General features: G+C 63.1%; 24 protein-coding genes and 1 pseudogene. 17 read left to right on the top strand and 8 right to left on the bottom strand.

Annotated features, from left to right (window positions below; translation table 11 throughout):
* Positions 1-90: 90 nt before the first annotated feature.
* Together CAY82_RS12705 and CAY82_RS12700 are read right to left on the bottom strand one after the other, a co-directional pair.
* Positions 91-1,239, bottom strand: coding sequence for a patatin-like phospholipase family protein (locus CAY82_RS12705; RefSeq protein WP_087501509.1), 1,149 nt, complete (start codon positions 1,237-1,239; stop codon positions 91-93).
* Positions 1,240-1,388: 149 nt separating this feature from the next.
* Positions 1,389-2,324, bottom strand: a complete 936-nt coding sequence (locus CAY82_RS12700; RefSeq protein WP_087501508.1) for a lipid A biosynthesis lauroyl acyltransferase — start codon at positions 2,322-2,324, stop codon at positions 1,389-1,391.
* A 111-nt stretch (positions 2,325-2,435) separates the two neighbouring features.
* On the opposite strand from CAY82_RS12700, the gene minC reads away from it, so the two are divergent.
* From minC to CAY82_RS12665, 7 genes are all read left to right on the top strand, one after another.
* Positions 2,436-3,194 (top strand): septum site-determining protein MinC, encoded by a 759-nt coding sequence (minC, locus tag CAY82_RS12695; protein WP_087501507.1) that lies wholly within the window; start codon positions 2,436-2,438, stop codon positions 3,192-3,194.
* A gap of 99 nt (positions 3,195-3,293) precedes the next feature.
* Positions 3,294-4,106 carry a septum site-determining protein MinD gene (minD, locus tag CAY82_RS12690; RefSeq protein ID WP_013971423.1) on the top strand — a complete coding sequence of 271 codons (813 nt, stop codon included), beginning with the start codon at positions 3,294-3,296 and terminating at the stop codon, positions 4,104-4,106.
* A gap of 3 nt (positions 4,107-4,109) precedes the next feature.
* Complete coding sequence (minE, locus tag CAY82_RS12685) at positions 4,110-4,364, top strand: cell division topological specificity factor MinE (RefSeq protein ID WP_003252572.1); 255 nt, start codon at positions 4,110-4,112, stop codon at positions 4,362-4,364.
* A gap of 155 nt (positions 4,365-4,519) precedes the next feature.
* Positions 4,520-5,155 (top strand): RluA family pseudouridine synthase, encoded by a 636-nt coding sequence (locus CAY82_RS12675; protein WP_011532730.1) that lies wholly within the window; start codon positions 4,520-4,522, stop codon positions 5,153-5,155.
* 166 nt (positions 5,156-5,321) lie between these two features.
* Positions 5,322-6,611 carry a M18 family aminopeptidase gene (locus CAY82_RS12670; RefSeq protein ID WP_063911593.1) on the top strand — a complete coding sequence of 430 codons (1,290 nt, stop codon included), beginning with the start codon at positions 5,322-5,324 and terminating at the stop codon, positions 6,609-6,611.
* Between the two features lie 214 nt (positions 6,612-6,825).
* Positions 6,826-6,993 (top strand): hypothetical protein, encoded by a 168-nt coding sequence (locus tag CAY82_RS26690; RefSeq protein ID WP_170929313.1) that lies wholly within the window; start codon positions 6,826-6,828, stop codon positions 6,991-6,993.
* A 44-nt stretch (positions 6,994-7,037) separates the two neighbouring features.
* Complete coding sequence (locus tag CAY82_RS12665) at positions 7,038-9,167, top strand: mechanosensitive ion channel family protein (protein WP_087501505.1); 2,130 nt, start codon at positions 7,038-7,040, stop codon at positions 9,165-9,167.
* A gap of 94 nt (positions 9,168-9,261) precedes the next feature.
* Here CAY82_RS12665 and CAY82_RS12660 read toward each other — a convergent pair whose 3' ends face one another.
* Positions 9,262-9,975, bottom strand: coding sequence for a UTRA domain-containing protein (locus tag CAY82_RS12660; RefSeq protein WP_087501504.1), 714 nt, complete (start codon positions 9,973-9,975; stop codon positions 9,262-9,264).
* Positions 9,976-10,292: 317 nt separating this feature from the next.
* On the opposite strand from CAY82_RS12660, the gene CAY82_RS12655 reads away from it, so the two are divergent.
* From CAY82_RS12655 to CAY82_RS12630, 6 genes are all read left to right on the top strand, one after another.
* A complete protein-coding gene (locus CAY82_RS12655) occupies positions 10,293-11,357 on the top strand; it encodes an ABC transporter substrate-binding protein (RefSeq protein ID WP_087501503.1) in 1,065 nt (354 codons plus the stop codon).
* Between the two features lie 146 nt (positions 11,358-11,503).
* Complete coding sequence (locus CAY82_RS12650; protein ID WP_087501502.1) at positions 11,504-12,310, top strand: alkaline phosphatase family protein; 807 nt, start codon at positions 11,504-11,506, stop codon at positions 12,308-12,310.
* Positions 12,307-13,158, top strand: a complete 852-nt coding sequence (locus CAY82_RS12645) for an ABC transporter permease subunit (protein ID WP_087501501.1) — start codon at positions 12,307-12,309, stop codon at positions 13,156-13,158. The genes CAY82_RS12650 and CAY82_RS12645 overlap by 4 nt, the downstream gene beginning before the upstream one ends.
* On the top strand, positions 13,148-13,942 hold the full coding sequence (locus tag CAY82_RS12640) for an ABC transporter permease (RefSeq protein WP_087501500.1): 795 nt from the start codon (positions 13,148-13,150) through the stop codon (positions 13,940-13,942). Before CAY82_RS12645 ends, CAY82_RS12640 begins: the two co-directional genes overlap by 11 nt.
* 1 nt (position 13,943) lies before the next feature.
* On the top strand, positions 13,944-14,933 hold the full coding sequence (locus CAY82_RS12635; RefSeq protein ID WP_087501499.1) for an ABC transporter ATP-binding protein: 990 nt from the start codon (positions 13,944-13,946) through the stop codon (positions 14,931-14,933).
* A gap of 14 nt (positions 14,934-14,947) precedes the next feature.
* Positions 14,948-15,601, top strand: coding sequence for an HAD family phosphatase (locus CAY82_RS12630; RefSeq protein WP_087501498.1), 654 nt, complete (start codon positions 14,948-14,950; stop codon positions 15,599-15,601).
* A gap of 117 nt (positions 15,602-15,718) precedes the next feature.
* Here CAY82_RS12630 and CAY82_RS12625 read toward each other — a convergent pair whose 3' ends face one another.
* Positions 15,719-16,681 (bottom strand): NAD(P)H-quinone oxidoreductase, encoded by a 963-nt coding sequence (locus tag CAY82_RS12625; protein ID WP_087501497.1) that lies wholly within the window; start codon positions 16,679-16,681, stop codon positions 15,719-15,721.
* Positions 16,682-16,825: 144 nt separating this feature from the next.
* Here CAY82_RS12625 and CAY82_RS12620 point away from each other — a divergent pair, with 144 nt between their 5' ends.
* Together CAY82_RS12620 and CAY82_RS12615 are read left to right on the top strand one after the other, a co-directional pair.
* Positions 16,826-18,907 carry a carboxy terminal-processing peptidase gene (locus CAY82_RS12620; RefSeq protein ID WP_170931066.1) on the top strand — a complete coding sequence of 694 codons (2,082 nt, stop codon included), beginning with the start codon at positions 16,826-16,828 and terminating at the stop codon, positions 18,905-18,907.
* A gap of 172 nt (positions 18,908-19,079) precedes the next feature.
* Positions 19,080-19,304, top strand: a pseudogene (locus CAY82_RS12615) (diguanylate phosphodiesterase); the annotation flags it as partial.
* Between the two features lie 8 nt (positions 19,305-19,312).
* Here CAY82_RS12615 and CAY82_RS12610 read toward each other — a convergent pair.
* From CAY82_RS12610 to CAY82_RS12595, 4 genes are all read right to left on the bottom strand, one after another.
* Positions 19,313-19,681, bottom strand: a complete 369-nt coding sequence (locus tag CAY82_RS12610) for a hypothetical protein (RefSeq protein WP_063911582.1) — start codon at positions 19,679-19,681, stop codon at positions 19,313-19,315.
* Positions 19,678-20,016: a helix-turn-helix transcriptional regulator gene (locus tag CAY82_RS12605; RefSeq protein ID WP_087501495.1), complete on the bottom strand. Its 339-nt coding sequence runs from the start codon at positions 20,014-20,016 to the stop codon at positions 19,678-19,680. Before CAY82_RS12605 ends, CAY82_RS12610 begins: the two co-directional genes overlap by 4 nt.
* A 111-nt stretch (positions 20,017-20,127) precedes the next feature.
* Entirely contained in the window at positions 20,128-20,568 is a 441-nt protein-coding gene (locus CAY82_RS12600) for a YkvA family protein (protein WP_087501494.1), read from the bottom strand.
* 293 nt (positions 20,569-20,861) lie between these two features.
* Positions 20,862-21,626 carry an FKBP-type peptidyl-prolyl cis-trans isomerase gene (locus tag CAY82_RS12595; protein WP_087501493.1) on the bottom strand — a complete coding sequence of 255 codons (765 nt, stop codon included), beginning with the start codon at positions 21,624-21,626 and terminating at the stop codon, positions 20,862-20,864.
* Between the two features lie 269 nt (positions 21,627-21,895).
* On the opposite strand from CAY82_RS12595, the gene CAY82_RS12590 reads away from it, so the two are divergent.
* Both CAY82_RS12590 and CAY82_RS12585 read left to right on the top strand, forming a co-directional pair.
* Positions 21,896-22,633, top strand: coding sequence for an AraC family transcriptional regulator (locus CAY82_RS12590; protein ID WP_087501492.1), 738 nt, complete (start codon positions 21,896-21,898; stop codon positions 22,631-22,633).
* Positions 22,634-22,824: 191 nt separating this feature from the next.
* Positions 22,825-23,898: an SDR family oxidoreductase gene (locus CAY82_RS12585; protein ID WP_087501491.1), complete on the top strand. Its 1,074-nt coding sequence runs from the start codon at positions 22,825-22,827 to the stop codon at positions 23,896-23,898.
* Positions 23,899-23,901 lie beyond the last annotated feature (3 nt).

Raw genomic sequence — 23,901 nt, 5'->3', positions numbered from 1 at the left:
ACCTCTTCGCAGCACAAGGCTGCTCCTACAAGGCGACGCGCTCCCCTGCAGGAGCAGCCTTGTGCTGCGAAGAGGCCGGCACAGGCAACTTCAAATCCCCAGGAACTGGCAAAGCTCCCGCTTCTTGGCCAAGGCATCCTTTCGCCCCAGCTCTATCAGCTCGCTGCAGTAACTGGCCTCGAACAGCAAATAGCTCAACACCCCCGCCCCGCTGGTACGGGTCGCCCCCGGCCCGCGCAGGAACACGCGCAACGCCGCCGGCAACTCACGCCGGTGCCGCGCGGCAATCTCGTCCAGGGGCTGGCTGGGCGCTACCACCAACACGTCGATTGGCGCCAGGCCCAGGCGCCGGGCGTCCAGGTGCTCCGGCAACAGGTGGCTCAGGTGGTTGAGGCGCTGTAGCAGCTCGATGTCGTCTTCCAGGCTGTCAATGAACGTGCTGTTGAGCATGTGCCCGCCGATCTGCGCCAGGCTCGGCTGCTGCCCGCTGAACACGCGCTGGGTTGGCAACGGTGGCGCCGGCCGCTGCGGGTTGCCGCTGACCCCGACTACCAGTACCCGGCTGGCGCCCAGGTGCAAGGCCGGGCTAATCGGCGCCGACTGGCGTACCGCGCCATCGCCAAAATACTCGTCGCCCAGCCGCACCGGGGCGAACAGCAGCGGGATGGCCGCACTGGCCAGAAGGTGGTCGATGGTCAACGACGTGGGCATGCCGATGCGACGGTGGCGCAACCAGGCTTCGATGGTACCGCGGCCCTGGTAGAAGGTCACCGCCTGGCCGGATTCGTAGCCAAAAGCGGTCACCGCGACGGCGCGCAGTTGCCCGGCGGCCAGGGAGTGGGCAATGCCGTCCAGGTTCAGGTGCGCCTGCAGCAAGCCACGCAATGGGCTGCTGTCCAGTAGCGCCACTGGCGCCGGGCCACCCACGCCCAGCAGGTTGTGGGCAACGAAGCGGCTGGCCTGGCGGACCACGCCGGGCCAGTCGCTGCGGATGACCAGGTGGCTGCGGAAGTTCTGCCAGAAGGCGGTGAGCCGTTGTACGGCTTCGCTGAAATGGGTAGCGCCGCTGGCCAGGGTGACGGCGTTGATGGCACCGGCAGAGGTGCCGACGATGACGGGGAACGGGTTGTGCGCGCCAGCGGGCAGCAGCTCGGCAATGCCGGCCAGCACGCCGACCTGGTAGGCAGCGCGGGCGCCGCCGCCAGAAAGGATGAGACCGGTTACCGGGGGTGGCGCCATAGGAGTCCTTCCTGGGGTTGATGTGCTCTCAGTGCCGGCCTATTCGCGGGTAAACCCGCTCCCACAGGTATTGCACAGCCTTCAGGGCCTGTGGAGAACCTGTGGGAGCGGGTTCACCCGCGAATAGGCCGGCACAGGCAAAACAAGATTCAACGCTTCTTCTTGTCATACAGCCGCGGCGCCCCTTCGGGCCGCGACTTGAACCGGCGATGCGCCCACAGGTACTGCTCGGGGCATTCGCGCAACACGCTTTCGACCCACTGGTTGATGCGCAGGCAGTCCGCCTCTTCGCTCTCCCCGGGGAAATCCGCCAACGGCGGGTGGATCACCAGACGATAGCCGCTGCCATCTTCCAGGCGCTTCTGGGTGAACGGAATCACCTGCGCCTTGCCCAACCGGGCAAACTTGGTGGTGGCCGTCACTGTCGCCGCCGGGATGCCGAACAGCGGCACGAACAGGCTCTGCTTGGCGCCGTAGTCCTGGTCCGGTGCGTACCAGATCGCCCGGCCTGAGCGCAGCAGCTTGAGCATACCGCGCACGTCCTCGCGCTCCACCGCCAGCGAGTCGAGGTTATGCCGCTCGCGGCCGCTGCGCTGGATGAAGTCGAACAGCGGGTTGCCGTGCTCGCGGTACATGCCGTCGATGGTGTGCTGCTGGCCCAGCAGCGCAGCACCGATTTCCAGGGTAGTGAAGTGCACCGCCATCAGGATGGCACCCTGCCCCGCCTGCTGGGCGGCCTGCAGGTGCTCCAGCCCCTCGACATGGGCCAGGCGCGCCAGCCGGGCCTTGGGCCACCACCAGCTCATGGCCATTTCGAAGAAGGCAATACCGGTGGAGGCGAAGTTGGCCTTGAGCAGGTGCTGCCGTTCGTCGACCGACAGCTCCGGGAAGCACAGCTCCAGGTTGCGCGCGGCAATGCGGCGCCGTTCACCGGCAAAGCGGTACATCACCGCACCCAACGCGGCACCGACTTTCAACAGGACCCGGTACGGCAACTGGACCACCAGCCACAGCAGGCCCAGGCCCAACCACAGGGCCCAGAAACGTGGGTGAAGGAAATAGGGACGAAAACGCGGGCGTTCCATTGAAGCTTCCGGAAAGACAAAGGCCGCGCATTCTACAACGGATCAACGCATGTTGCGGGCAACCGGTCTTATCGTTATAAGTCAGGGCACTTTTTTCGCAACAAGCCGTCTATGCAGACCATGAGCCCAAACCACACACCCGATACCGCCTCCGTGTTCCAGCTCAAGGGCAGCATGCTCGCCATTACAGTGCTGGAACTGGCGCGCAATGACCTTGAAGCCCTCGACCGCCAACTGGCGGCCAAAGTCGCCCAGGCACCGAACTTCTTCAGCAACACGCCGCTGGTGCTGGCGCTGGACAAGCTGCCGGCCAACGAGGGGGCAATCGACCTGCCCGGTTTGATGAGGATCTGCCGCCACCACGGCCTGCGCACCCTGGCCATCCGCGCCAGCCGCATCGAGGACATCGCCGCCGCCATCGCCATCGACCTGCCGGTGCTGCCGCCATCCGGCGCTCGCGAACGGCCGCTGGAGCCTGAACCCGAGGTGAAGAAGCCCGAGCCGGCCCCCGTCCCGCCGCCAATCCTCGAACCCGAGGTGCGCCCGACCCGCATCATCACTTCGCCAGTACGTGGCGGCCAGCAGATCTATGCCCAGGGCGGCGACCTGGTGGTAACCGGTTCGGTCAGCCCGGGGGCGGAACTTCTGGCCGACGGCAACATCCATGTGTACGGCGCCATGCGCGGCCGCGCCCTGGCCGGCATCAAAGGCAATACCAAGGCACGAATCTTCTGCCAGCAGATGACCGCCGAAATGGTCTCCATCGCCGGCCAGTACAAGGTCTGCGAAGACCTGCGCCGCGACCCGCTGTGGGGCACTGGCGTGCAAGTCAGCCTGTCTGGCGACGTGTTGAACATCACCCGGCTTTAACGGATACTTGCCAGCATTTTTAGTGCAACTTTTTACCGTTGCCATTTATTTGTATTTTTGCAGGGACTTGTGTCCCGATTATTTTAGGGGTGAAACACCTTGGCCAAGATTATCGTGGTTACTTCCGGCAAGGGGGGGGTGGGCAAGACCACCACCAGCGCCGCCATTGGTACCGGCCTCGCACTGCGTGGCCACAAGACCGTCATCGTCGACTTCGACGTGGGCCTGCGTAACCTCGACCTGATCATGGGCTGCGAACGCCGCGTGGTGTACGACTTCGTCAACGTGGTCAACGGCGAAGCCAACCTGCAACAGGCCCTGATCAAGGACAAGCGTCTCGAGAACCTGTACGTGCTGGCTGCCAGCCAGACCCGTGACAAGGACGCGCTGACCCAGGAAGGCGTGGAAAAGGTCCTGATGGAGCTGAAGAAAGACTTCGACTTCGTCATCTGCGACTCGCCGGCCGGTATCGAGAAAGGCGCACACCTGGCCATGTACTTTGCCGACGAAGCCGTCGTGGTCACCAACCCCGAAGTATCGTCGGTACGTGACTCCGACCGCATGCTGGGCATCCTGTCGAGCAAGTCGCGCCGCTCCGAGAACGGCGAAGAGCCGATCAAGGAACACCTGCTGATCACCCGCTACCACCCGGAGCGCGTGGAAAAGGGCGAAATGCTGAGCATTGCCGACGTCGAAGAGATCCTGGCGATCAAGCTCAAGGGTGTGATCCCCGAGAGCCAGGCCGTGCTCAAGGCTTCCAACCAGGGTATCCCGGTCATCCTCGACGACCAGAGCGATGCCGGCCAGGCCTATAGCGATACCGTCGACCGCCTGCTGGGTAAAGAAAAGCCCCTGCGGTTCATCGAAGTGCCGAAGCAAGGATTCTTCGCGCGCCTGTTTGGAGGCAAGTAAACCATGAACCTTTTTGACTTCTTTCGTGGCAGACAGAAACAGACCAGCGCGTCGGTAGCGAAAGAGCGTCTACAGATCATCGTGGCGCACGAGCGCGGCCAACGCAGCGAACCGGACTACCTGCCAGCACTGCAGAAAGAACTGCTGGAAGTGATCCGCAAGTATGTAAACATCGGCAACGATGATGTGCATATCGAGCTGGAAAACCAGGGTAGCTGCTCGATTCTGGAGCTGAACATCACCTTGCCGGATCGCTGATCCGCGCAATTGGCCATCGGGGCTGCCTTGCAGTCCATTCGCGGCACAAGGCCGCTCCTGCAGGGGTACGCATTTCCTTGTAGGAGCGGCCTTGTGCCGCGAATGGGCCGCAAGGCGGCCCCGATGGTTTTCCCCGATATCACAGAGATACTGCAATGCCGCTGTCCAACATTCAGATCCTGCACGAAGACGCCGCCATCCTGGTGATCAACAAACCGACTCTGCTGCTGTCGGTACCCGGCCGCGCCGAGGACAACAAGGACTGCCTGATCACCCGCCTGCAAGAAAACGGCTACCCCGACGCGCTGATCGTGCACCGCCTGGACTGGGAAACCTCCGGTATCATCCTGCTGGCCCGGGATGCCGACAGCCACCGTGAGCTGTCGCGCCAGTTCCACGACCGCGAAACCGAGAAGGCCTACACTGCGCTGTGCTGGGGCCAGCCGGCGCTGGACAGCGGCAGCATCGACCTGCCGCTGCGCTACGACCCGCCAACCAAGCCACGGCATGTGGTGGACCACGAGCAGGGCAAGCATGCGCTGACCTTCTGGCGCATCGTCGAGCGCTGCGGTGATTACTGCCGGGTAGAGCTGACACCGATTACCGGGCGTTCGCACCAGTTGCGCGTGCACATGCTGTCGATCGGGCACCCGCTGCTCGGCGACCGGCTGTATGCCAACCCCGAGGCACTGGCGGCCCATGAGCGGCTGTGCCTGCATGCCTCGATGCTGAGCTTTACCCACCCGGTATCCGGGGAGCGGCTGAAGTTCGAGTGCCCTGCGCCCTTCTGAATGTGTACAGCCTGTACTGGCCTCTTCGCGGCTAAAGCCGCTCCCACAGGGACCGCACCGCTTTCGAGGGTTGTGCAGTACCTGTGGGGGCTTCAGCCGCGAAGAAGCGGACACAATTTGTCGACCTAATACGCTAAACTCGCGCCACTGCTGTCTGGAGTGAGCTATGCGCGACGCACTGAATTCTGGCCTTATCGACTTCCTCAAGGCCTCCCCCACGCCCTTCCACGCCACCGCCAGCCTGGCCCAGCGCCTGGAAGCTGCCGGCTACCAGCGCCTGGACGAGCGCGACAGCTGGGCCACGGTGCCTGGCGGTCGCTATTACGTCACCCGTAACGACTCGTCGATCATCGCCATCAAGCTGGGCAAGCAGGCACCACTGCTGAACGGCATCCGCATGGTCGGTGCCCACACCGACAGCCCATGCCTGCGGGTCAAGCCACAGCCCGAGCTGCAGCGCCAGGGCTTCCTGCAACTAGGCGTCGAAGTGTATGGCGGCGCCTTGCTGGCGCCATGGTTCGACCGCGACCTGTCGCTGGCCGGCCGGGTCACCTACCGCCGTGACGGCAAGGTCGAAAGCCAGTTGATCGACTTCAAGCTGCCGATCGCGATCATCCCCAACCTGGCCATCCATCTCAACCGCACCGCCAACGAAGGCTGGGCTATCAACCCGCAGAACGAACTGCCGCCAATCCTGGCCCAGGTGGCGGGTGACGAGCGCATCGACTTCCGCGCACTGCTCACAGAGCAATTGGCCCGCGAGCACGAGCTGATCGCCGACGTAGTGCTGGATTACGAGCTGAGCTTCTACGACACCCAGGACGCCGCGCTGGTCGGCCTGAACGGCGACTTCATCGCCGGTGCGCGCCTGGACAACCTGTTGTCGTGCTACGCCGGCCTGCAGGCCCTGCTGGCCGCCGACAGCGACGAAACCTGCGTACTGGTGTGCAACGACCATGAAGAAGTCGGCAGCTGCTCGGCCTGTGGCGCCGACGGCCCGATGCTGGAGCAGACCCTGCAGCGCCTGCTGCCCGATGGCGACGCCTACGTGCGCACCATCCAGCGCTCGCTGATGGTATCGGCCGACAACGCCCACGGCGTGCACCCCAACTACGCCGACAAGCACGACGGCAACCATGGGCCCAAGCTCAACGCCGGGCCGGTAATCAAGGTGAACAACAACCAGCGCTACGCTACCAACAGCGAAACCGCCGGGTTCTTCCGCCACCTGTGCATGGCCGAGGAAGTGCCGGTGCAGAGCTTTGTGGTACGCAGCGACATGGGCTGTGGCTCGACCATCGGGCCGATTGCGGCCAGCCACCTGGGCGTGCGTACGGTGGATATCGGCTTGCCGACCTTTGCCATGCATTCGATTCGCGAGCTGTGCGGAAGCCATGACCTGGCGCACCTGGTGAAGGTGCTGAGCGCCTTCTACCGTTGCCGCGAGTTGCCTTGAGATCCTGAAGACCCCGCCCTTTGTAGGAGCAGCCTTGTGCTGCGAAGAGGCCGGTACAACCAGCAGAGATGCTTGGAGTGTACTGGCCTCTTCACAGCGCAAGGCTGCTCCTACAGAGAGCGTCGTTGCCTGGTTCAGTGCTCAAGGTCAATCCCGCTTCGCCTGCCACCCGCTATGCTTGTTACATGGCCCCACTGCAAAAGGATTGCTGTCCATGTCCCCGTTCCTTTCCTTGTTCGTGCCGGTGTTTCTGTTCCTGATGCTGCTGACCATCGGTTTCAGCCTGCGCGAGCGCAACATCGGCGTGCTGATGATGTGGATTGGCACCTTGGGCATCTTCGGCCTCACTTGCTGGAAGATCCTCGAGAAACTGCCGTCATAAACCTCTACACTCGGTCAATCGTTTGACCTGAGGTAGTTTTGCCAGTGCCTGCTCTCCTGCGTTGCTTGTTCCTGCTGCTATTCCTGTTTGTCCTACCGGTGCAGGCCGCGGGCCTGCCAGGCCTGCTTGGCGGTAGCGCGTCCACGCAACCGGAAGCCAGCGAACCGCTGGGCAAGTCGCTGGACGAGGTGATCAAGAACCTGGAAAACGACCAGCAACGCGCCAAGCTGCTGGCCGACCTGAAAAAGCTGCGCGACGCCACCAGGCAATCGCAACCCACCGTCGAACAGGGTGTGCTCGGCCTGATCGGCGGTGCCCTGCATGACTTCGAAAAACAGTTCAGCGGCGATGCCAGCCCGTTTCATCGCTGGGCCGCGGAAATCGAACAGGCCCAGGCCGAACTGACCGAGTTGATGGTGCCAGTGCACCAGTGGCCGGCCATCCTGTTCGGCTTTGCCGCCGTCATCGCTGTCTGGAGCGTGCTGGCCTACGCCTTCAACTGGGTCGGCCACCGGGTCCGCCTGCGCTTTGGCCTGAGCGAGGAACTGCCGCAGCACCCGCGCACCTGGGACCTGGTGCGCTTTGCCCTGCGCAAGCTGGGCCCGTGGCTGGTGGCGCTGGTGTTCACCGTGTACCTGAGCTTCGTGCTGCCGCCGTCGCTGGGCAAATCGCTGGCCATGGTGCTGGCCTACGCGCTGGTGGTCGGCACCTGCTTCTCGGCCATCTGCGTGATCGCCTTCTCGCTGCTCGACGGCCCCCACCGTCACCGCGCCCTGTACATTCTGCGCCATCAGGCGTTCCGCCCGCTGTGGCTGATCGGCAGCTTCGCCGCGTTCGGTGAAGCGATGAGCGACCCGCGCCTGACGGTCGCCCTCGGCACCCACCTGGCCCACGCCCTGGCCACCTTGGCCAACGTGATCGCGGCGCTGTGCACCGGGCTGTTCATCCTGCGCTTCCGCCGCCCGATCGCCCACCTGATCCGCAACCAGCCGCTGTCACGGCGCCTGACCCGGCGCACCCTCAGTGACACCATCGAGATTCTCGGCAGCTTCTGGTTCGTGCCGGCATTGATCCTGGTGGCAATTTCGCTGTTCGCTACCTTCATCTCGGCCGGCGATACCAGCACCGCCCTGCGCCAGTCGCTGATGTGCACGGTGCTGGTGGTGGTGTGCATGGTGCTCAACGGCCTGGTACGCCGCCACGCCGCCAACCCCAAGCGCGCCAGCAAGCGCCAGGCAGTGTACGCCGAACGCCTGCGCAACTTCGGCTACCTGCTGGTGCACCTGTTTATCTGGCTGGTGTTCATCGAGCTGGGGCTGCGCGTGTGGGGGCTGTCGATGATCAGCTTCGCCGAGGGCGAAGGCCATGACATAAGCGTGCGCCTGCTGGGCCTGGCCGGCACGCTGATCGTCGCCTGGCTGGTGTGGATCCTTGCCGACACCGCAGTGCACCACGCCCTGGTACGGTCGCGCCGGGGCCTGGCCAACGCCCGCGCGCAAACCATGATGCCGTTGATCCGCAACGTGATGTTCGTGGTCATTTTCATCATCGCGGTAATCGTCGCCCTGGCCAACATGGGCATGAACGTTACCCCACTGCTGGCCGGTGCAGGTGTGATCGGTCTGGCCATCGGCTTTGGTGCGCAGTCGCTGGTGGCCGACCTGATCACCGGGTTGTTCATCATCATCGAAGACTCACTGGCCATCGACGACTACGTGGATGTGGGCGGTCACCTGGGCACGGTGGAGGGGCTGACCATCCGTACCGTGCGTCTGCGTGATATCGACGGCATCGTGCATACCATCCCATTCAGCGAGATCAAGAGCATCAAGAACTACTCGCGCGAGTTCGGTTACGCGATCTTCCGCGTGGCGATCCCGCACAGCATGAACATCGACCAGGCGATCACGCTGATTCGCGAGGTGGGGCAGAAACTGCGCAACGACCCGCTGATGCGCCGCAACATCTGGTCACCGTTGGAGTTGCAGGGGGTGGAAAGCTTCGAGTCGGGTTCGGCGATCTTGCGGGCGCGGTTCAAGACCGCACCGATCAAGCAGTGGGAGGTTTCGCGGGCATTCAACCTGGCGTTGAAGCGGCAGCTGGATGAGGCCGGGCTGGATTTGGCAACGCCAAGGTTGTCAGTGCAGGTAGTGACTGCCGGTTCCTCCAGTTAGGGCCTCTTCGCGGGTGAACCCGCTCCCACAAGTACTGCGCAAAGGCTGAAACCTGTGCGGTCCCTGTGGGTTTACCCGCGAAGAAGCCAACATTTCATCCAGCTTGAGCGCGGATGCGGATGGCATCATGCCGCCAATACTCCAGGTCACAGTCGATCAGGTGCCCATGCTGGTCACTGTTGACCCGGGTGATATGCAACCCTGGGCTTCCCGCCGATACCTTCAAGGCACTGGCCGCCTCCACCGGCAACGCCGTCGGCAAGATCTCGAAGCACACCTGCCCATACTGGATGCCATACACCCGCCCATAAATTTCGGTCAGCGACTGCGCCAGGTCCTGTTCGAGAATCGCCGGGAAGTACCGGGGGTTGAGGTAGTGCTCGGCATACAGCACCGCCCGTCCATCGATCCGCCTTAACCGGCAGATACGCACCACGCTGGACAACGCCGGCAGTTGCAAGCGCGCACAGATGGTCGCCGAAGCCGGCTGCAGCCGCGCCGACAACAGTTCGGTACTGGGCACCCGCCCCTGGTCGCGGACCATGGCATGGAAGTGGCTACGCTCGATCAGGTCGTAGGTCAGCCGCTCGGGCGCGACGAACCAGCCGCGGCGCTCTTCGCGGTAGATCAGCCCCTGGGCTTCCAGCTGCACCAGCGCCTCACGCAGGGTGATGCGCGTGGTGTCGAACACCTCGCTGAGCCTGCGCTCGGCCGGCAGCTTGCCGCCCGGGGCCAGCAGGCCGTGCTCGATCTGCTCCTGCAGGGCGTGACAGATGGCTGTTACCGCACGCGGTGGCGTCGACTGCATCAAAGGTTACCTATCTGGACTAGTCCAGCCCCAAAACAGGGCACTTGGAGAATAGTGCAAGCCTAGGCAGGGCTGATGAACATCCTGTGACAAAGGCTTTGGCCAGATAGTGCCAGAAACGCGCCAAGCCAGCAGAACCGGAGCGATTGTGTAGTCTACGCTGTAGCCTCAGGGCCTTCACCGGCCCTTCCCTACATCAAACTGTCACGCAAGCAGCCTACCTTGGCTCAAGGTTTGCTGACCTAGACCAACGGTCACCAGACAACGGCTTCACTCATAACAACCATCGCTAAAGGCACCCACCCTAGGAGCTTCGGATGAAAAAGTTGTTCATGGCGTCACTGCTCGGCTCGGCCATTACCCTGTGCACCTCGGCCATGGCCGCCGGCCCCGACCTCAAGGCCCTGGAAGACGCTGCCCGCAAGGAAGGCAACATCAACAGCGTGGGCATGCCCGATGCCTGGGCCAACTGGAAAGGCACCTGGGAAGACCTGGCCAGCAAATACGGTCTCAAGCATAGCGACACCGACATGAGTTCGGCCCAGGAAATTGCCAAGTTCGAAGCCGAGAAGGACAACGCCAGTGCCGACATCGGCGATGTGGGTGCCGCCTTCGGCCCGATCGCCGTGAGCAAGGGCGTGAGCCAACCGTACAAGCCGAGCACCTGGGACCAGGTACCTACCTGGGCCAAGGACAAGGACGGCCACTGGGCGCTGGCCTATACCGGCACGATCGCCTTCATCATCAATAAGGACCTGGTCAAGGAAGGCGAGCGGCCAACCTCCTGGCATGACCTGGAAAAAGGCAAGTACAAGGTCGCCATCGGTGACGTCGGCACCGCTGCCCAGGCCGCCAACGGCGTGCTGGCTGCGGCTATCGCGTACAAGGGTGACGAAACCAACCTGGCTCCGGGCCTGCAACTGTTCACCAAGCTCGCCCAGCAGAAGCGCCTGTCGCTGGCCAACCCGACCATCCAGACCCTGGAGAAAGGCGAGGTGGAAGTGGGCGTGGTGTGGGACTTCAACGGTCTGAGCTACCGTGAACAGATCGACCCCAAGCGTTTCGAAGTGCTGATCCCGTCGGATGGCTCGGTGATCTCCGGCTATACCACCATCATCAACAAATACGCCAAGCACCCGAATGCGGCCAAGCTGGCGCGTGAATACATCTTCAGCGACGCCGGGCAGATCAACCTGGCCAAGGGGCACGCGCGGCCAATCCGTGCCGAGCACCTGAAGCTGCCTGAAGACGTACAGGCCAAGCTGCTGCCCAACGAACAGTACAAGGCCGCGCAGCCGATCAAGAATGCCGATGCCTGGGAAGCGAGCTCGAAGAAGCTGCCGCAGATGTGGCAGGAGCAGGTGATCATCGAGATGGAGTAAGGGGCTAGCTTCTCTAGCGCCTGGACGGGCCCTTTCGCGGTTAACCCGCTCCCACAGGTAAAGCACGTGTCTCAAGGCTGGCGCATGCCCCTGTGGGAGCGGGTTTACCCGCGAAGAAGCCAACGCGGTTTATGACTGGAGCCACCATGCAACACAACGTCATCCTGGTCCTGCTCGACGGCCTCAACTACCAGGTCGCCCACCACGCCATGGGCCATCTGCACGCCTACGTCGAGGCCGACCGTGCCGCGCTGTATCGCGTGGAATGCGAACTGCCGTCACTGTCGCGGCCGCTGTACGAGTGCATCCTCACCGGTGTGCCGCCGATCGACAGCGGCATCGTGCACAACAATGTCAACCGCCTGTCCAACCAGCGCAGCGTGTTCCACTACGCCCGCGAGGCCAACCTGGGCACTGCGGCGGCGGCCTATCACTGGATGAGCGAGCTGTACAATCGCTCTCCCTTCGACCCGCAGCGTGACCGCCATACCCACGCGCCGAAGCTGCCGATCCAGCACGGGCTGTTCTACTGGGACGACCGCTACCCCGATTCGCACCTGCTGGCCGATGGCGAATACCTGCGCCGCCGCCACGCCCCCAACTTCCTGCTGGTGCACCCGATGAGCATCGACGATGTCGGCCACCATCACGGCCTGGACAGCAGCCAGTACCGCAACGCCGCGCGCAGCGTCGACATCCTGCTGGCCGATTACCTGCCGGGCTGGCTCGAAGAGGGCTACCAGGTGCTGGTCACCTCCGACCACGGCATGAACAACGACCGCTCGCACAACGGACTGCTGGCCGAGGAGCGCGAAGTGCCGCTGTTCGTCTTCGGCGATGCCTTCAGCCTCGACCCTGCGGCCAAACCGCTGCAAACCGAGCTGTGCGGGACCATCTGCGAGCTGCTCGGCGCAGCGCATGACAAGAGTGTCTGCCGGGAGCTGCTGAAGTGACTACACCCAAGAGCAGCAGCGCCCGAGGCCGCTACCTGGCCCTGCTCTGCCTGCTACCGTTCGCCGTGTTCTTCGTCATCTTCCAGATCGCCCCGCTGGCCTGGGTGGCGATCAACAGCCTGCAATCGGAAGCGGGCTGGGGCGTGGCCAACTTCAGCAAGGTGTTCGCCTCGAAGTTCTACCTGCAGGCCCTGCAACGCAGCCTGGAGATCAGCTTCTGGTCGAGCCTGTTCGGCATCGTCATCGCCACCCTCGGCGCCTACTCGCTGCGCCAGGTGGACTCGAAGCTGCGCGACTTCGTCAGCGCCTTCGCCAACATGACCAGCAACTTCGCCGGGGTGCCGCTGGCCTTCGCCTTCATCATCCTGCTCGGTTTCAACGGCGCGCTGACCCTGCTGCTGAAACAGGTCGGCCTGCTGGAAGACTTCAGCATCTATTCCAAGAGCGGGCTGATCCTGGTGTACACCTACTTCCAGATCCCGCTTGGCGTGTTGCTGCTGTACCCCGCGTTCGACGCCCTGCGTGAAGACTGGCGCGAGTCAGCCGCGCTGCTGGGCGCCAGCCACTGGCAATTCTGGCGGCACATCGGCCTGCCGGTGCTGACCCCGGCACTGCTGGGCACCTTCGTCATCCTGCTGGCCAACGCGCTCGGTGCCTATGCCACCGTGTACGCGCTGACCACCGGCAACTTCAACGTGCTGCCTATCCGCATCGCCGGCCTGGTGGCCGGTGATATCAGCCTCGATCCCAACCTGGCCAGCGCCCTGGCGATGGTCCTGGTGGGGCTGATGACGCTGGTCACGGTAGTGCATCAATGGCTACTGAAAAGGAGCTACCATGCGCGCTGACGCCCATTCCGGCGGCTGGTACCACCGCGCCGTGGTCTACCTGCTGTTCCTCATCCTGCTGCTGCCACTGGCCGGCACCCTCCTCTACTCACTGGCCACCAGTTGGTCGGCCAGCCTGCTACCCAGCGGCCTGACCTTCAAGTGGTACATCGCGCTGTGGAGCGAGCCACGCTTCCTGGCCGCCTTCGGCCAGTCGTTGCTGGTGTGCGTGGGCGCGCTGCTGCTGTCGGTGGTGCTGATCCTGCCGCTGCTGTTCGTGGTGCACTACCACTTCCCCAGGCTCGACGCACTGATGAACATCCTCATCCTGCTACCGTTCGCGGTGCCGCCGGTGGTGTCGTCGGTGGGGCTGCTGCAGCTGTATGGCAGCGGGCCCATGGCCATGGTCGGCACACCGTGGATCCTGATCGGCTGCTACTTCACCATCGCACTGCCGTTCATGTACCGGGCCATAACCAACAACCTGCAGGCAATCAACCTGCGCGACCTGATGGACGCCGCCCAGCTGCTGGGCGCCAGCACCTGGCAGGCGGCATTGCTGGTAGTGCTGCCGAACCTGCGCAAGGGCCTGATGGTGGCACTGCTGCTGTCGTTCTCGTTCCTGTTCGGCGAGTTCGTGTTCGCCAACCTGCTGGTCGGCACCCGCTACGAGACCCTGCAGGTCTACCTGAACAACATGCGCAACAGCAGCGGCCACTTCAACAGCGCGCTGGTGATCTCGTACTTCGCCTTCGTGCTGGTACTCACCTGGGTCGCCAACCGCCTGAACAAGGACAAGACCTGACATGAGCTTCGTCAGCGTACAGAAACTGCAAAAAAGCTACGCCGGCAGCCCGGTGTTCGAAAACATCGACTGCCGTATCGAGCGCGGCGAGTTCGTCACACTGCTTGGCCCGTCCGGTTGCGGCAAGTCCACGCTGCTGCGCTGCATCGCCGGGCTGACCCCGGTGGACAGTGGGCAGATCCTCCTCGACGGCCATGACATTGTGCCGCTGAGCCCGCAAAAGCGTGGCATTGGCATGGTGTTCCAAAGCTATGCGCTGTTTCCCAACATGACCGTCGAGCAGAACGTCGCCTTCGGCCTGCGCATGCAGAAGGTCAAGGCCGATGAAAGCCAGGCTCGGGTGCGCGAAGTGCTGGAGTTGGTGGAACTGGGCAACTTCGCCGGGCGCTACCCGCACCAGTTGTCTGGCGGCCAGTGCCAGCGCGTGGCCCTGGCCCGCTCGCTGGTCACCCGCCCGCGCCTGCTGCTGCTCGACGAGCCGCTATCTGCGCTGGATGCGCGCATCCGCAAGCACCTGCGCGAGCAGATCCGCGCCATCCAGCGCGAGCTGGGACTGACCACCATCTTCGTCACCCATGACCAGGAAGAAGCGCTGACCATGTCCGACCGCATCTTCCTGATGAACCAGGGGCGTATCGTCCAGAGCGGCGATGCCGAAACCCTCTACACCGCGCCGGTGGACCTGTTTGCCGCCGGCTTCATTGGCAACTACAACCTGCTCGACGCCGAGAGCGCCAGCCGCCTGCTGCAGCGCCCGGTGACCAGCCGCCTGGCGATCCGGCCCGAATCGATCACCCTGGGCATCAACGGCGAACTGGATGCCGAAGTGCGCAGCCACAGCCTGCTGGGCAACGTGATCCGCTACCGGGTGCAGGTGCGCGAGGTGGAGCTGGTGGTCGACGTGCTCAACCGTTCACCGGCCGACCTGCACGCGGACGGGCAACGGGTAAGCTTGTCGATCGACCCCACGGCGCTACGGGAAGTGGCCTAAGGAGAATCAACACCATGGCACTGGCAATTTTCGATCTGGACGAAACCCTGATCCACGGCGACTGCGCGTCACTGTGGAGCGAGCAGATGGCCCGGCTGGGCTGGGTCGACGGCAAGGCGTTCCTGCGCCGCGACCATGAACTGATGGAAGCCTACGGCAGGGGCCACCTGCACATGGAGGAGTACATGGCCTTCAGCCTGGAGCCGATTGCAGGGCGTACCCTGGAAGAGGTCGAGCACCTGGTGAAGCCGTGGGTCGAAGAGGTGATCGAGCCGATCATCTACGGCGACGCCTGCCGCTGCATTGCCGAACACCGCAAGCGTGGGGACCGTATCCTGATCATTTCCGCGTCTGGTACCCACCTGGTCGGGCCGATTGCGGAGCGGCTGGGGGTGGACGAATACCTGGCAATCGAGCTGGAGGCGGTGAACGGGGTGTATACCGGCAAGACCCATGGGGTACTGACCTATCGCGAAGGGAAGATCACGCGGTTGCTGGAATGGCTGGACCAGGAGCAGGAGAACCTGGAGGGGGCGAGTTTCTATTCCGATTCGCGGAACGATTTGCCGTTGTTGTTGAAGGTGGATCATCCGCATGTGGTGAACCCCGATGCGGTGTTGCGGGAGCATGCCGAGATCAACAAGTGGCCGATCCTGAGCTGGACTTGAGGGCCATAGGGGCGCTTTGCGCCCCTTTCGCGACACAAGGCCGCTCCTACAGGAGATCGCATTACCTTGTAGGAGCGGCCTTGTGTCGCGATGGGCTGCAAAGCAGCCCCGGCAATCTCAAGCCAGGCCTGGGTCGATCACCATCACCAGCTTGCCAGACACCTGGTTGGTCTCAAGCTCGGCATATGCCGCCTGGGCAAACTCCACCGGGTAGGTATCCACCAGCTGCGGCGACAAGCGCCCTTCGGTAAACAGCGGCCACACCTGCTGCTGCAAATCGCGCAGCAACTCGGCCTTGAAGCCGTCATCGCGGTTGCGCAGCGTGGAGCCGGTAATCTCCAGGCGCTTGCCCAGTACCTGTGCCAGGTCCAGCTCGAACTTGCGCCCGCCCATCAGGCCGATGATCACCCAGCGCCCGTCACGCGCCAGCAGCTTGAGGTTGAGTTCGCCATAGCTGGCGCCCACCGGGTCGAGAATCACATCGAACGGGCCGAAACCTTCCAGCGCCTCCAGGTTCTCGTTACGTACCACGCCACCGGCAGCGCCCAACGCCTCGCAGTAGGCCAAGCGGTCCTGCGAACCGACGCTGACCCACACCGGGCTGCCGAACGCCTTGCACAGCTGGATCGCGGCCGAGCCAACGCCGCTGGCGCCAGCGTGCACCAGCACCTTCTCGCCAGCTTTCACGCCACCCAGCTGGAAGATGTTCAGCCAGGCAGTGGCATACACTTCCGGCAACCCCGCCGCCTCGTGCAGGCTCAGGCCTTCGGGCACAGGCAGCACGTGGCGGGCATCCACCACCACCTCCTCGGCCATGGCGCCGCTGGCCAGCAGCGCGCAAACACGGTCACCCACGCGCCAGTCGGCACCGGCGCCCACTTCTTCGATCACGCCGGAACACTCCAGGCCCATGTACGGGCTGGCGCCTGGCGGTGGCGGATACAAACCTTTCATCTGCAGCAGATCGGCGCGGTTCAGCCCCGCAGCAGCCACGCGAATGCGCACTTGGCCCGCGTCGCAGGTCGGGCGTTCGGCCTCGACCCAGGCCACATGTCCGTCAACGCCTTGCAATGCCTTCACAGTGCCTCCATAGTTGAATCATATGACCGAGCCTGGGAACGCCAAGTCCCCAGGCTTTTTGCAGTATGCATCCGGTTTTTTGCAACCGGTGAACAGAAAAGACGGCCTACTATGCGTGATCAATTGTCTCCACGTCGAATCAGCATGAAGCATTTCCTCCCAAGCACCGCCCTGGCGCTGATGATCGGCCTGGGCAGCCTCACGCTCGGCGGCAATGCGGCGGCCGCCAACAAGTGGGATAGCCTGCAGCCGGACCGCGACGAGATCGTCGCCAGCCTCAACGTGGTGGAATTGCTCAAGCGCCACCACTACAGCAAGCCGCCGCTGGACGACGCCCGCTCGGTCATCATCTATGACAGCTACATCAAGCTGCTGGACCCGGCGCGCAGCTACTTCACCGCCGCCGATATCGCTGAATTCGACAAATGGAAAACGCAATTCGACGATTTCCTCAAGAGCGGTAACCTCGACCCGGGCTTCACCATCTACAAACGCTACCTGGACCGCGTCAAGCAACGCCTGGACTTCGCCTTGGCCGAGCTGAACAAAGGCGTGGACAAGATCGACTTCAACGCCAAGGAAACCTTGCTGATCGACCGCAAGGACGCCCCATGGATGAAGGACCAGGCCGAGCTCGACGACCTGTGGCGCAAACGCGTCAAGGATGAAGTGCTGCGCCAGAAGATCGCCGGCAAGGAACCCAAGCAGATCCAGGAAACCCTGACCAAGCGCTACAAGAACCAGCTGGCGCGCCTGGACCAGACCCGTGCCGAAGACATTTTCCAGGCCTACATCAACACCTTCGCCCAGTCCTACGACCCGCACACCAACTACCTGTCGCCGGACAACGCCGAGAACTTCGACATCAACATGAGCCTGTCGCTGGAAGGCATCGGCGCAGTGCTGCAAAGCGACAACGACCAGGTGAAGATCGTGCGCCTGGTGCCGGCAGGCCCGGCAGCCAAGACCAAGCAGGTGGCCCCGGCCGACAAGATCATCGGTGTGGCCCAGGGCAACAAGGAAATGGTCGACGTGGTCGGCTGGCGCCTGGACGAAGTGGTCAAGCTGATCCGCGGCCCGAAAGGCTCGGTGGTGCGCCTGGAGATCATCCCGGCCAGCAACGCGCCTAGCGACCAGACCAGCAAGATCGTGGCGATCACCCGTGAAGCGGTGAAGCTTGAAGAGCAGGCAGCGAAGAAGTCGGTGCTCAAGCTCAAACAGGACGGGCGTGACTACAAGCTGGGCATCATCGAAATCCCGGCTTTCTACCTGGACTTCAAGGCCTACCGCGCCGGAGACCCTGAGTACAAGAGCACCACGCGTGACGTGAAAAAGCTGCTCACCGAGTTGCAGAAAGAAAAAGTCGACGGCGTAGTCATCGACCTGCGCAACAACGGTGGCGGCTCGCTGCAGGAAGCTACCGAGCTCACCAGCCTGTTCATCGAGAAAGGCCCGACCGTACTGGTGCGCAACAGCGACGGCCGTGTCGACGTGCTGGAAGATGAAAACCCCGGAGCCTTCTACAAGGGCCCGCTGGCGCTGCTGGTCAACCGCCTGTCGGCTTCGGCGTCGGAAATCTTCGCCGGTGCCATGCAGGACTACCACCGCGCGCTGATCATCGGTGGCCAAACCTTCGGCAAAGGCACAGTGCAGACCATCCAGCCACTCAATCATGGCGAGTTGAAGCTGACCCTGGCCAAGTTCTACCGGGTTTCCGGGCAGAGCACCCAGCATCAGGGCGTGCTGCCGGACATTGACTACCCGTCGATCATCGACACCAAGGAAATCGGCGAGAGCGCCCTGCCCGAGGCTATGCCATGGGACACCATCCGCCCTGTGGTCAAACCGGCGGCCGACCCGTTCAAGCCGTTCCTGGCCCAGCTCAAGGCGCAGCATGAAGCGCGCAGCGACAAGGACGCGGAGTTCACCTACATCCGCGACCGCCTGGCCCTGACCCAGAAGCTGATGAACGAGAAAACGGTCAGCCTCAACGAGCAGGACCGCCGTGCACGCCACGACGCCATCGAGGCCAAACAGCTTGCGCTGGAGAACATCCGCCGCAAGGCCAAGGGTGAAGAGCCGCTGAAAGAGCTGAAGAAAGAGGACGAGGATGCACTGCCGGCCGAGGATGAAAACACCAAGCCGGAAGACGATGCCTACCTGTCGGAAACCGGTCGCATCCTGATCGACTACCTGAGTGCGAGCACCAAGGTGGCCAAGAAGTAAGGCGCCGTGGCAATGATGGCAAATTAATGCGATCTGTCATCAAGCAGTCATCGCGCTGTCATGAAATGAAAGGGCCGGGCGTGGAAACGCCCGGCCCTTTCATTTTCAGGAATACGTCATGACCATCGCCGAAAAGGGTCGATATTGCAGATTGCCCGGGCTGCCGTTGAAAGAACAGCCGACGGTGCGGCTCAATGCCACGATCGGGCAGTTGCTGGAGTTGTTTGGCCGGCATCAGCACCTGGAGGCATTGGAGGTGGTGGATGCCGATGGCAGGGCTTGCGGGCTGATCCACAGGGATGCTTTGCCTGTTCCGGCCTCTTCGCGGGTAAACCCGCTCCCACAGGTCGGCGCTATCCCTGTGGGAGCGGGTTTACCCGCGAAGAGGCCGGAATAGGCAACGAATCAGGCCGATTCGGGGTAGCTGTACTCAAACACCCGGACGACTTCGGAAGCATGCCACGACGCCGCCTCCATGCCATCGACCGGCCCGGAGAAACGCCCCAGGCGCTCCACGCACTCGAAGAAGCCGGTACGCGGCAAACGGCTGGCACCCTGGCTGATCACCAGCGAGCTGCGCAATGGTTGCTCGGCGCGGGCATCCAGCACCGCCAGATACTCCAGCGCGGCGGTCAGCGTTTGCATGGCCGGGCTGGGTAATTGCAAGCGCTCGATCAGCGCTCGGTACGTCAGCAAGTGACGTTGACGACGGGCCAGGTCAAGCTCGCCCAGCAGGTTATCCCAGTGCTGACGGCTGATCCTGACCTGGCTCATGATGGCTCGCTCCAGCCAGCCACCCCCAGATGCCAGGCCAGGGCACGGCGGATGGCCGCGTCCGGCTGGCGTTCGCCTGATTCGATCATGGCCAGGTACGCCGGGCTAACGCCGACATTGCGCGCCAGTTGCTCAGGAGCAATGCCCTTGGCCTGGCGAATCTGCGCAACTTCGTCGAACGCTGGCAATGGTGCACTGGCAGCGGCATTGCCTGCTTCACTGACAACCACCTCGGCAGATGCCTGCCCTGCGGCCTTGAGCAGTGCCTGGTATTGTTCCCAGGGAACGACGGCGTACTCGGGTTGACCGTCCCGGCTGATGACCTGAATACCCATTACAAACCCCTTTAAAAAGGATTACAGCATGTAATCCGTAGGCATAACCCTTATGCCAATTATATTACCAACTCCGGGGTCTGTGCAGTTGCGCTGCGGTTGCGGCCAGTTTCACTGCGTATTGCGTTCCAAGCGCAGCGCTTCGGGGGTGGCCGGCAGGCGCTCGACCACCCGCAGCCGTTCGGGCGCCTGGCTGTCGCGCCAGGCCTTGAAGCGCGCCAGTTCATCAGCCACGGTCTTCAGCACCCAGCCCAGCACCGCGATGTCATCGAGCAAGCCCACGCCCAACAGCCAGTCGGGGATGGCGTCGATGGGGCTGACGAAATACAGCAGGCCTGCGACGATGGTGACCAAGGCCCTGGGGCTGATGGCGCGGTACTCGCCGCGCCACCAGGCCAGGCACAGCGACTGCAGCAGTTTCACATCTTCACGCAGCCGGCCGATGCGCGGGCCTTTGCGGGCTACCGCGAACAGCAAGGCCGGCAACCGGCCACGGCTGAGCAGGCGCTCGGCCAAGGGCAGGAAACGGGCGAAATTCCAGGGTGCGCTCATGGAGCCTCCGAGAGGAAAAGGTTATCCACATTTATTGTGGATAACCTTGTGAACAGGGCAACGTTTCTGACCCCGGGTGCCTGCCAGACAAGGGTCCCGGTCAGATCGGGCGTTTTTTACACAGCCGTTTCACACCGTGGGTGCGTACGCCGCAAACGATTTGCGTCAGAAGCATCCTACTTCCTCACGCTGCATTTCCTCGGACAGTACCAGCAGTTGCAGGTTCGTCCAACCACCCGGCATAAACGAAAACGCCCCGTCAGGACGGGGCGTTTTGCGTAAGCTTGCCGGTATTACTTGGCAGGGGCTTCAGCAGGGGCTTCGGCCGGAGCTTCGGCTTCCGGCTCGGCGCCTTGCAGCTGGGCCGGGTCCTTGATGGCGATCAGTTCCAGATCGAACACCAATACCGAGTTGGCCGGGATCAGCGGGCTTGGGCTTTGTGCGCCGTAGGCCAGTTCAGCCGGGATGAACAGCTTGTACTTCTCGCCAACGTGCATCAGTTGCAGGCCTTCGACCCAACCCGGGATCACGCCGCTGACAGGCAGGTCGATCGGGCTGCCGCGCTCGACGGAGCTGTCGAACACCTTGCCATCGATCAGCTTGCCTTCGTAGTGGACAGTGACCACGTCGGTCGGCTTGGGCTGCGGGCCGTCGGCCTTCTTGACCACTTCGTACTGCAGGCCCGAAGCCGTGGTGACCACGCCTGGCTTCTTGGCGTTTTCTTCGAGGAACTTCTTGCCGGCGGAGGCAGCTTCTTCGCTCGCCTTGGCCAGGCGCTCCTCAGCGCGTTTTTGCAATGCGGTGAAAGCCTCTACCAGCTCTTCATCCTTGATGCGCTGTTCTTTCTTGCCAACGGCGTCTTCGATGCCGAGGGCGACCGCTTTCGAATCAAGGTCTTCCATGCCTTCCTGAGCCAGGCTCTTGCCCATGTTCAGACCAATACCGTACGAGGCTTTCTGTGCCGGAGTCTTCAGCTCGGGGCTGCTGGCCTGTTGATCACAGCCAGCCAGTACCAGGCCAACCAGGGCAACCGCAGCCGCCAAACGATGCTGTTTCATGTAATTTCCTTGTTCATGCGCCATAAGGGCAATCAGGGTAGAAGCCGCGAGCTTATCAGGCGTCCCCAACCCATGGCTACCGGCATAAGAGCCAGCAAAGACGGATTAGTTCCACAGCCCTGCACGCGGCAGAAAAGCCTTAATTTCTGCGAAAGATCATTCGTTATGCTTTGTATCGACCAAGATATACCATAACGCTATCATCTGCCGCTTCAGGATAAGGGCTCAGATGCGGCCAGGCTATCTAGAACAGGCTTCAGGGATGCGCAATGAGATGGGATGGAGCAGTAACCTTCGGTGATTACTGGCTGGGCTACACCGGCAAGACCGACCAGACTGAAGCCCATGCCCACGTTGCCATCCAGCTGTGCATCGGCCTGCGCTTCGACATCACGGTGGAGTTCGGCAAGCAGGTCATCACCGCGCCCGGGGTTCTGATCGGGCCTTCCGTCGACCATCGTTCACTGCCAAACCCAGACCGCGTTGCCTTTCTCTACTTCTATCCGGATGCACCGCTTGGCCGCGCGCTGAAAGCCTTGCTCGATGACAGCGGCAAGGCAGCAGTCAGCCAGGACATCGTCGATTGCGTGCGCCAGGCCGCCAACTTCCACGAGGTGGTGGCGGCCCTGGAGCTCAAGCTGGTCCCCCCCGAAAGCTTCGATCCGCGCCTGTCCAATGCCCTGCACCTGCTGCGCCAGGACTGGGCCGGCACCGGCGCGGTATCGCGGGCGGCCAGCGCGGTGGGCCTGTCCAGCCCGCGCCTGCGCTTTTTCGCCACGCGCCAAATGGGCGTACCACTGTCGCAATGGATCATCTGGCGCAAGCTCGAACGAGCCTGCCACGCCCTCGCCCACGACGCCAGCCTCAGCGACGCCGCCATGGCCGGTGGCTTCGCTGACCAGGCCCACCTCACCCGCATGATGCGACGCATGGTCGGCATGTCGCCCAGCCGCGTCGCCATGGTGCTGCGCAATACAAGCGATTCGTTCAAGAATCCCCACTTCTAAATCGCCATCATCCCCTCCAGCCCGCGCCAACCAGGGTCTCCAACGTCAGGCGCAGGGCCACTTGCCGACCACGTGATTACTGGTCGGCTTTTTTAATCGTTCCGGTCTCTTGGCCCCCTTGCGACTGCCAGGCAGACGGGCGCCATGGCACATGCCACTTCATCAACCTAGCGAGCAAGGAGTGCTAGCCCATGTCAGGACCCTCACGGCTGACCGTTTTCCTTACCGGCGGTGCCGGCGTACTGGGTGATACCCTGATCGACCAACTGGCCGAGCGCTATCACCTGGTCTGCCTGACCCGCCGTAGCAGCATCCGCCACCCGGGGGTCGAAACCCTGCGCGGTGACATCTGCCAACCGCGCCTGGGCCTTTCCAGCGCGGACTACCTGGCGCTGACCAAGCGGGTCGACTGGGTCATCCACTGTGCGGCCATTACCCGCCTGGATGGCCACGCCGAAGCGGTGTTCGCGGTCAACTACCAGGGCACCGAGCAAGTACTGGAGTTTGTCCGCGACGCCGATGTGCCGCTGTACCACATCAGCACCGCCTTCACCCACCCGTGTGACTATCACCCAGGGGTGATGCCTTCGACCCCGTACGAAGTGGTCAAGCGCCAGGCCGAAAGCCTGGTACGTGATGCGGGCGTACCGGTGTCGATCTTCCGCCCGTCGATCATCATCGGCGACAGCCACAGCGGCCACATGCCCATACTGCAGGGCTTTCACCTGACCATGGGGCTGATGATGTCGGGCTACCTGCCGATCATCCCGTGCCCGGAGGACGGACGGGTCGACGTGATCGCCCGCGACGTGGCGGCGGCAGGCATCGCCAGCGCGCTGGACCAGCGCCTTATCGGTGACGACTACTTCCTCAGCAACGGCCCGCAGGCACTGGATATCCGCAACCTGCTCGACCTGATGTGCGCGGAAATGCACAACCAGGGCAAGCCCTTCCAGCGTCCGCGGTGCATGAACCCGGACATCTACGAACGCCTGGTACGCCCGGTGTTCCTGCCGGCCCTGGAAGAAAATATCCGCGCCGCCCTCGGCCGCGCCACCCAGCTGTGCCGCTACGCCAGCCTGCTGCAGCCACTGCCCAGCTCCCTTGAACAACTGTTGCCAGCCAAGCGCCTGGCCATGCGTTCACCACACCAAGAGCTGGCCCTGACCCTGGCACGCCTGTCGCCCAAGCTTTCTGCCATGCAACGCATGCTGAAGATTCCGGTAGCGGGTGAAAGCCGTGGCGAACTGGCCATGGAGGCCTGAGAC

Origin of the sequence: Pseudomonas sp. SID14000, from assembly GCF_002165135.1 — a bacterium.
Taxonomy (GTDB): Bacteria; Pseudomonadota; Gammaproteobacteria; order Pseudomonadales; family Pseudomonadaceae; genus Aquipseudomonas.
The sequence above is the reverse complement of the archived record's forward strand: the minus strand, read 5'-3'. Positions and strand labels throughout refer to the sequence as shown.

What these genes read in the sequence shown, in the direction of transcription:
- CAY82_RS12705 (WP_087501509.1), bottom strand. Translation starts at nt 1,239, where the DNA reads ATGGCGCCACCCCCGGTAACCGGTCTCATCCTTTCTGGCGGCGGCGCC.
- CAY82_RS12700 (WP_087501508.1), bottom strand. Translation starts at nt 2,324, where the DNA reads ATGGAACGCCCGCGTTTTCGTCCCTATTTCCTTCACCCACGTTTCTGG.
- minC (WP_087501507.1), top strand. Translation starts at nt 2,436, where the DNA reads ATGCAGACCATGAGCCCAAACCACACACCCGATACCGCCTCCGTGTTC.
- minE (WP_003252572.1), top strand. Translation starts at nt 4,110, where the DNA reads ATGAACCTTTTTGACTTCTTTCGTGGCAGACAGAAACAGACCAGCGCG.
- CAY82_RS12675 (WP_011532730.1), top strand. Translation starts at nt 4,520, where the DNA reads ATGCCGCTGTCCAACATTCAGATCCTGCACGAAGACGCCGCCATCCTG.
- CAY82_RS12670 (WP_063911593.1), top strand. Translation starts at nt 5,322, where the DNA reads ATGCGCGACGCACTGAATTCTGGCCTTATCGACTTCCTCAAGGCCTCC.
- CAY82_RS26690 (WP_170929313.1), top strand. Translation starts at nt 6,826, where the DNA reads ATGTCCCCGTTCCTTTCCTTGTTCGTGCCGGTGTTTCTGTTCCTGATG.
- CAY82_RS12660 (WP_087501504.1), bottom strand. Translation starts at nt 9,975, where the DNA reads ATGCAGTCGACGCCACCGCGTGCGGTAACAGCCATCTGTCACGCCCTG.
- CAY82_RS12655 (WP_087501503.1), top strand. Translation starts at nt 10,293, where the DNA reads ATGAAAAAGTTGTTCATGGCGTCACTGCTCGGCTCGGCCATTACCCTG.
- CAY82_RS12650 (WP_087501502.1), top strand. Translation starts at nt 11,504, where the DNA reads ATGCAACACAACGTCATCCTGGTCCTGCTCGACGGCCTCAACTACCAG.
- CAY82_RS12640 (WP_087501500.1), top strand. Translation starts at nt 13,148, where the DNA reads ATGCGCGCTGACGCCCATTCCGGCGGCTGGTACCACCGCGCCGTGGTC.
- CAY82_RS12635 (WP_087501499.1), top strand. Translation starts at nt 13,944, where the DNA reads ATGAGCTTCGTCAGCGTACAGAAACTGCAAAAAAGCTACGCCGGCAGC.
- CAY82_RS12630 (WP_087501498.1), top strand. Translation starts at nt 14,948, where the DNA reads ATGGCACTGGCAATTTTCGATCTGGACGAAACCCTGATCCACGGCGAC.
- CAY82_RS12620 (WP_170931066.1), top strand. Translation starts at nt 16,826, where the DNA reads ATGAAGCATTTCCTCCCAAGCACCGCCCTGGCGCTGATGATCGGCCTG.
- CAY82_RS12610 (WP_063911582.1), bottom strand. Translation starts at nt 19,681, where the DNA reads ATGAGCCAGGTCAGGATCAGCCGTCAGCACTGGGATAACCTGCTGGGC.
- CAY82_RS12605 (WP_087501495.1), bottom strand. Translation starts at nt 20,016, where the DNA reads ATGGGTATTCAGGTCATCAGCCGGGACGGTCAACCCGAGTACGCCGTC.
- CAY82_RS12600 (WP_087501494.1), bottom strand. Translation starts at nt 20,568, where the DNA reads ATGAGCGCACCCTGGAATTTCGCCCGTTTCCTGCCCTTGGCCGAGCGC.
- CAY82_RS12595 (WP_087501493.1), bottom strand. Translation starts at nt 21,626, where the DNA reads ATGAAACAGCATCGTTTGGCGGCTGCGGTTGCCCTGGTTGGCCTGGTA.
- CAY82_RS12590 (WP_087501492.1), top strand. Translation starts at nt 21,896, where the DNA reads ATGAGATGGGATGGAGCAGTAACCTTCGGTGATTACTGGCTGGGCTAC.
- CAY82_RS12585 (WP_087501491.1), top strand. Translation starts at nt 22,825, where the DNA reads ATGTCAGGACCCTCACGGCTGACCGTTTTCCTTACCGGCGGTGCCGGC.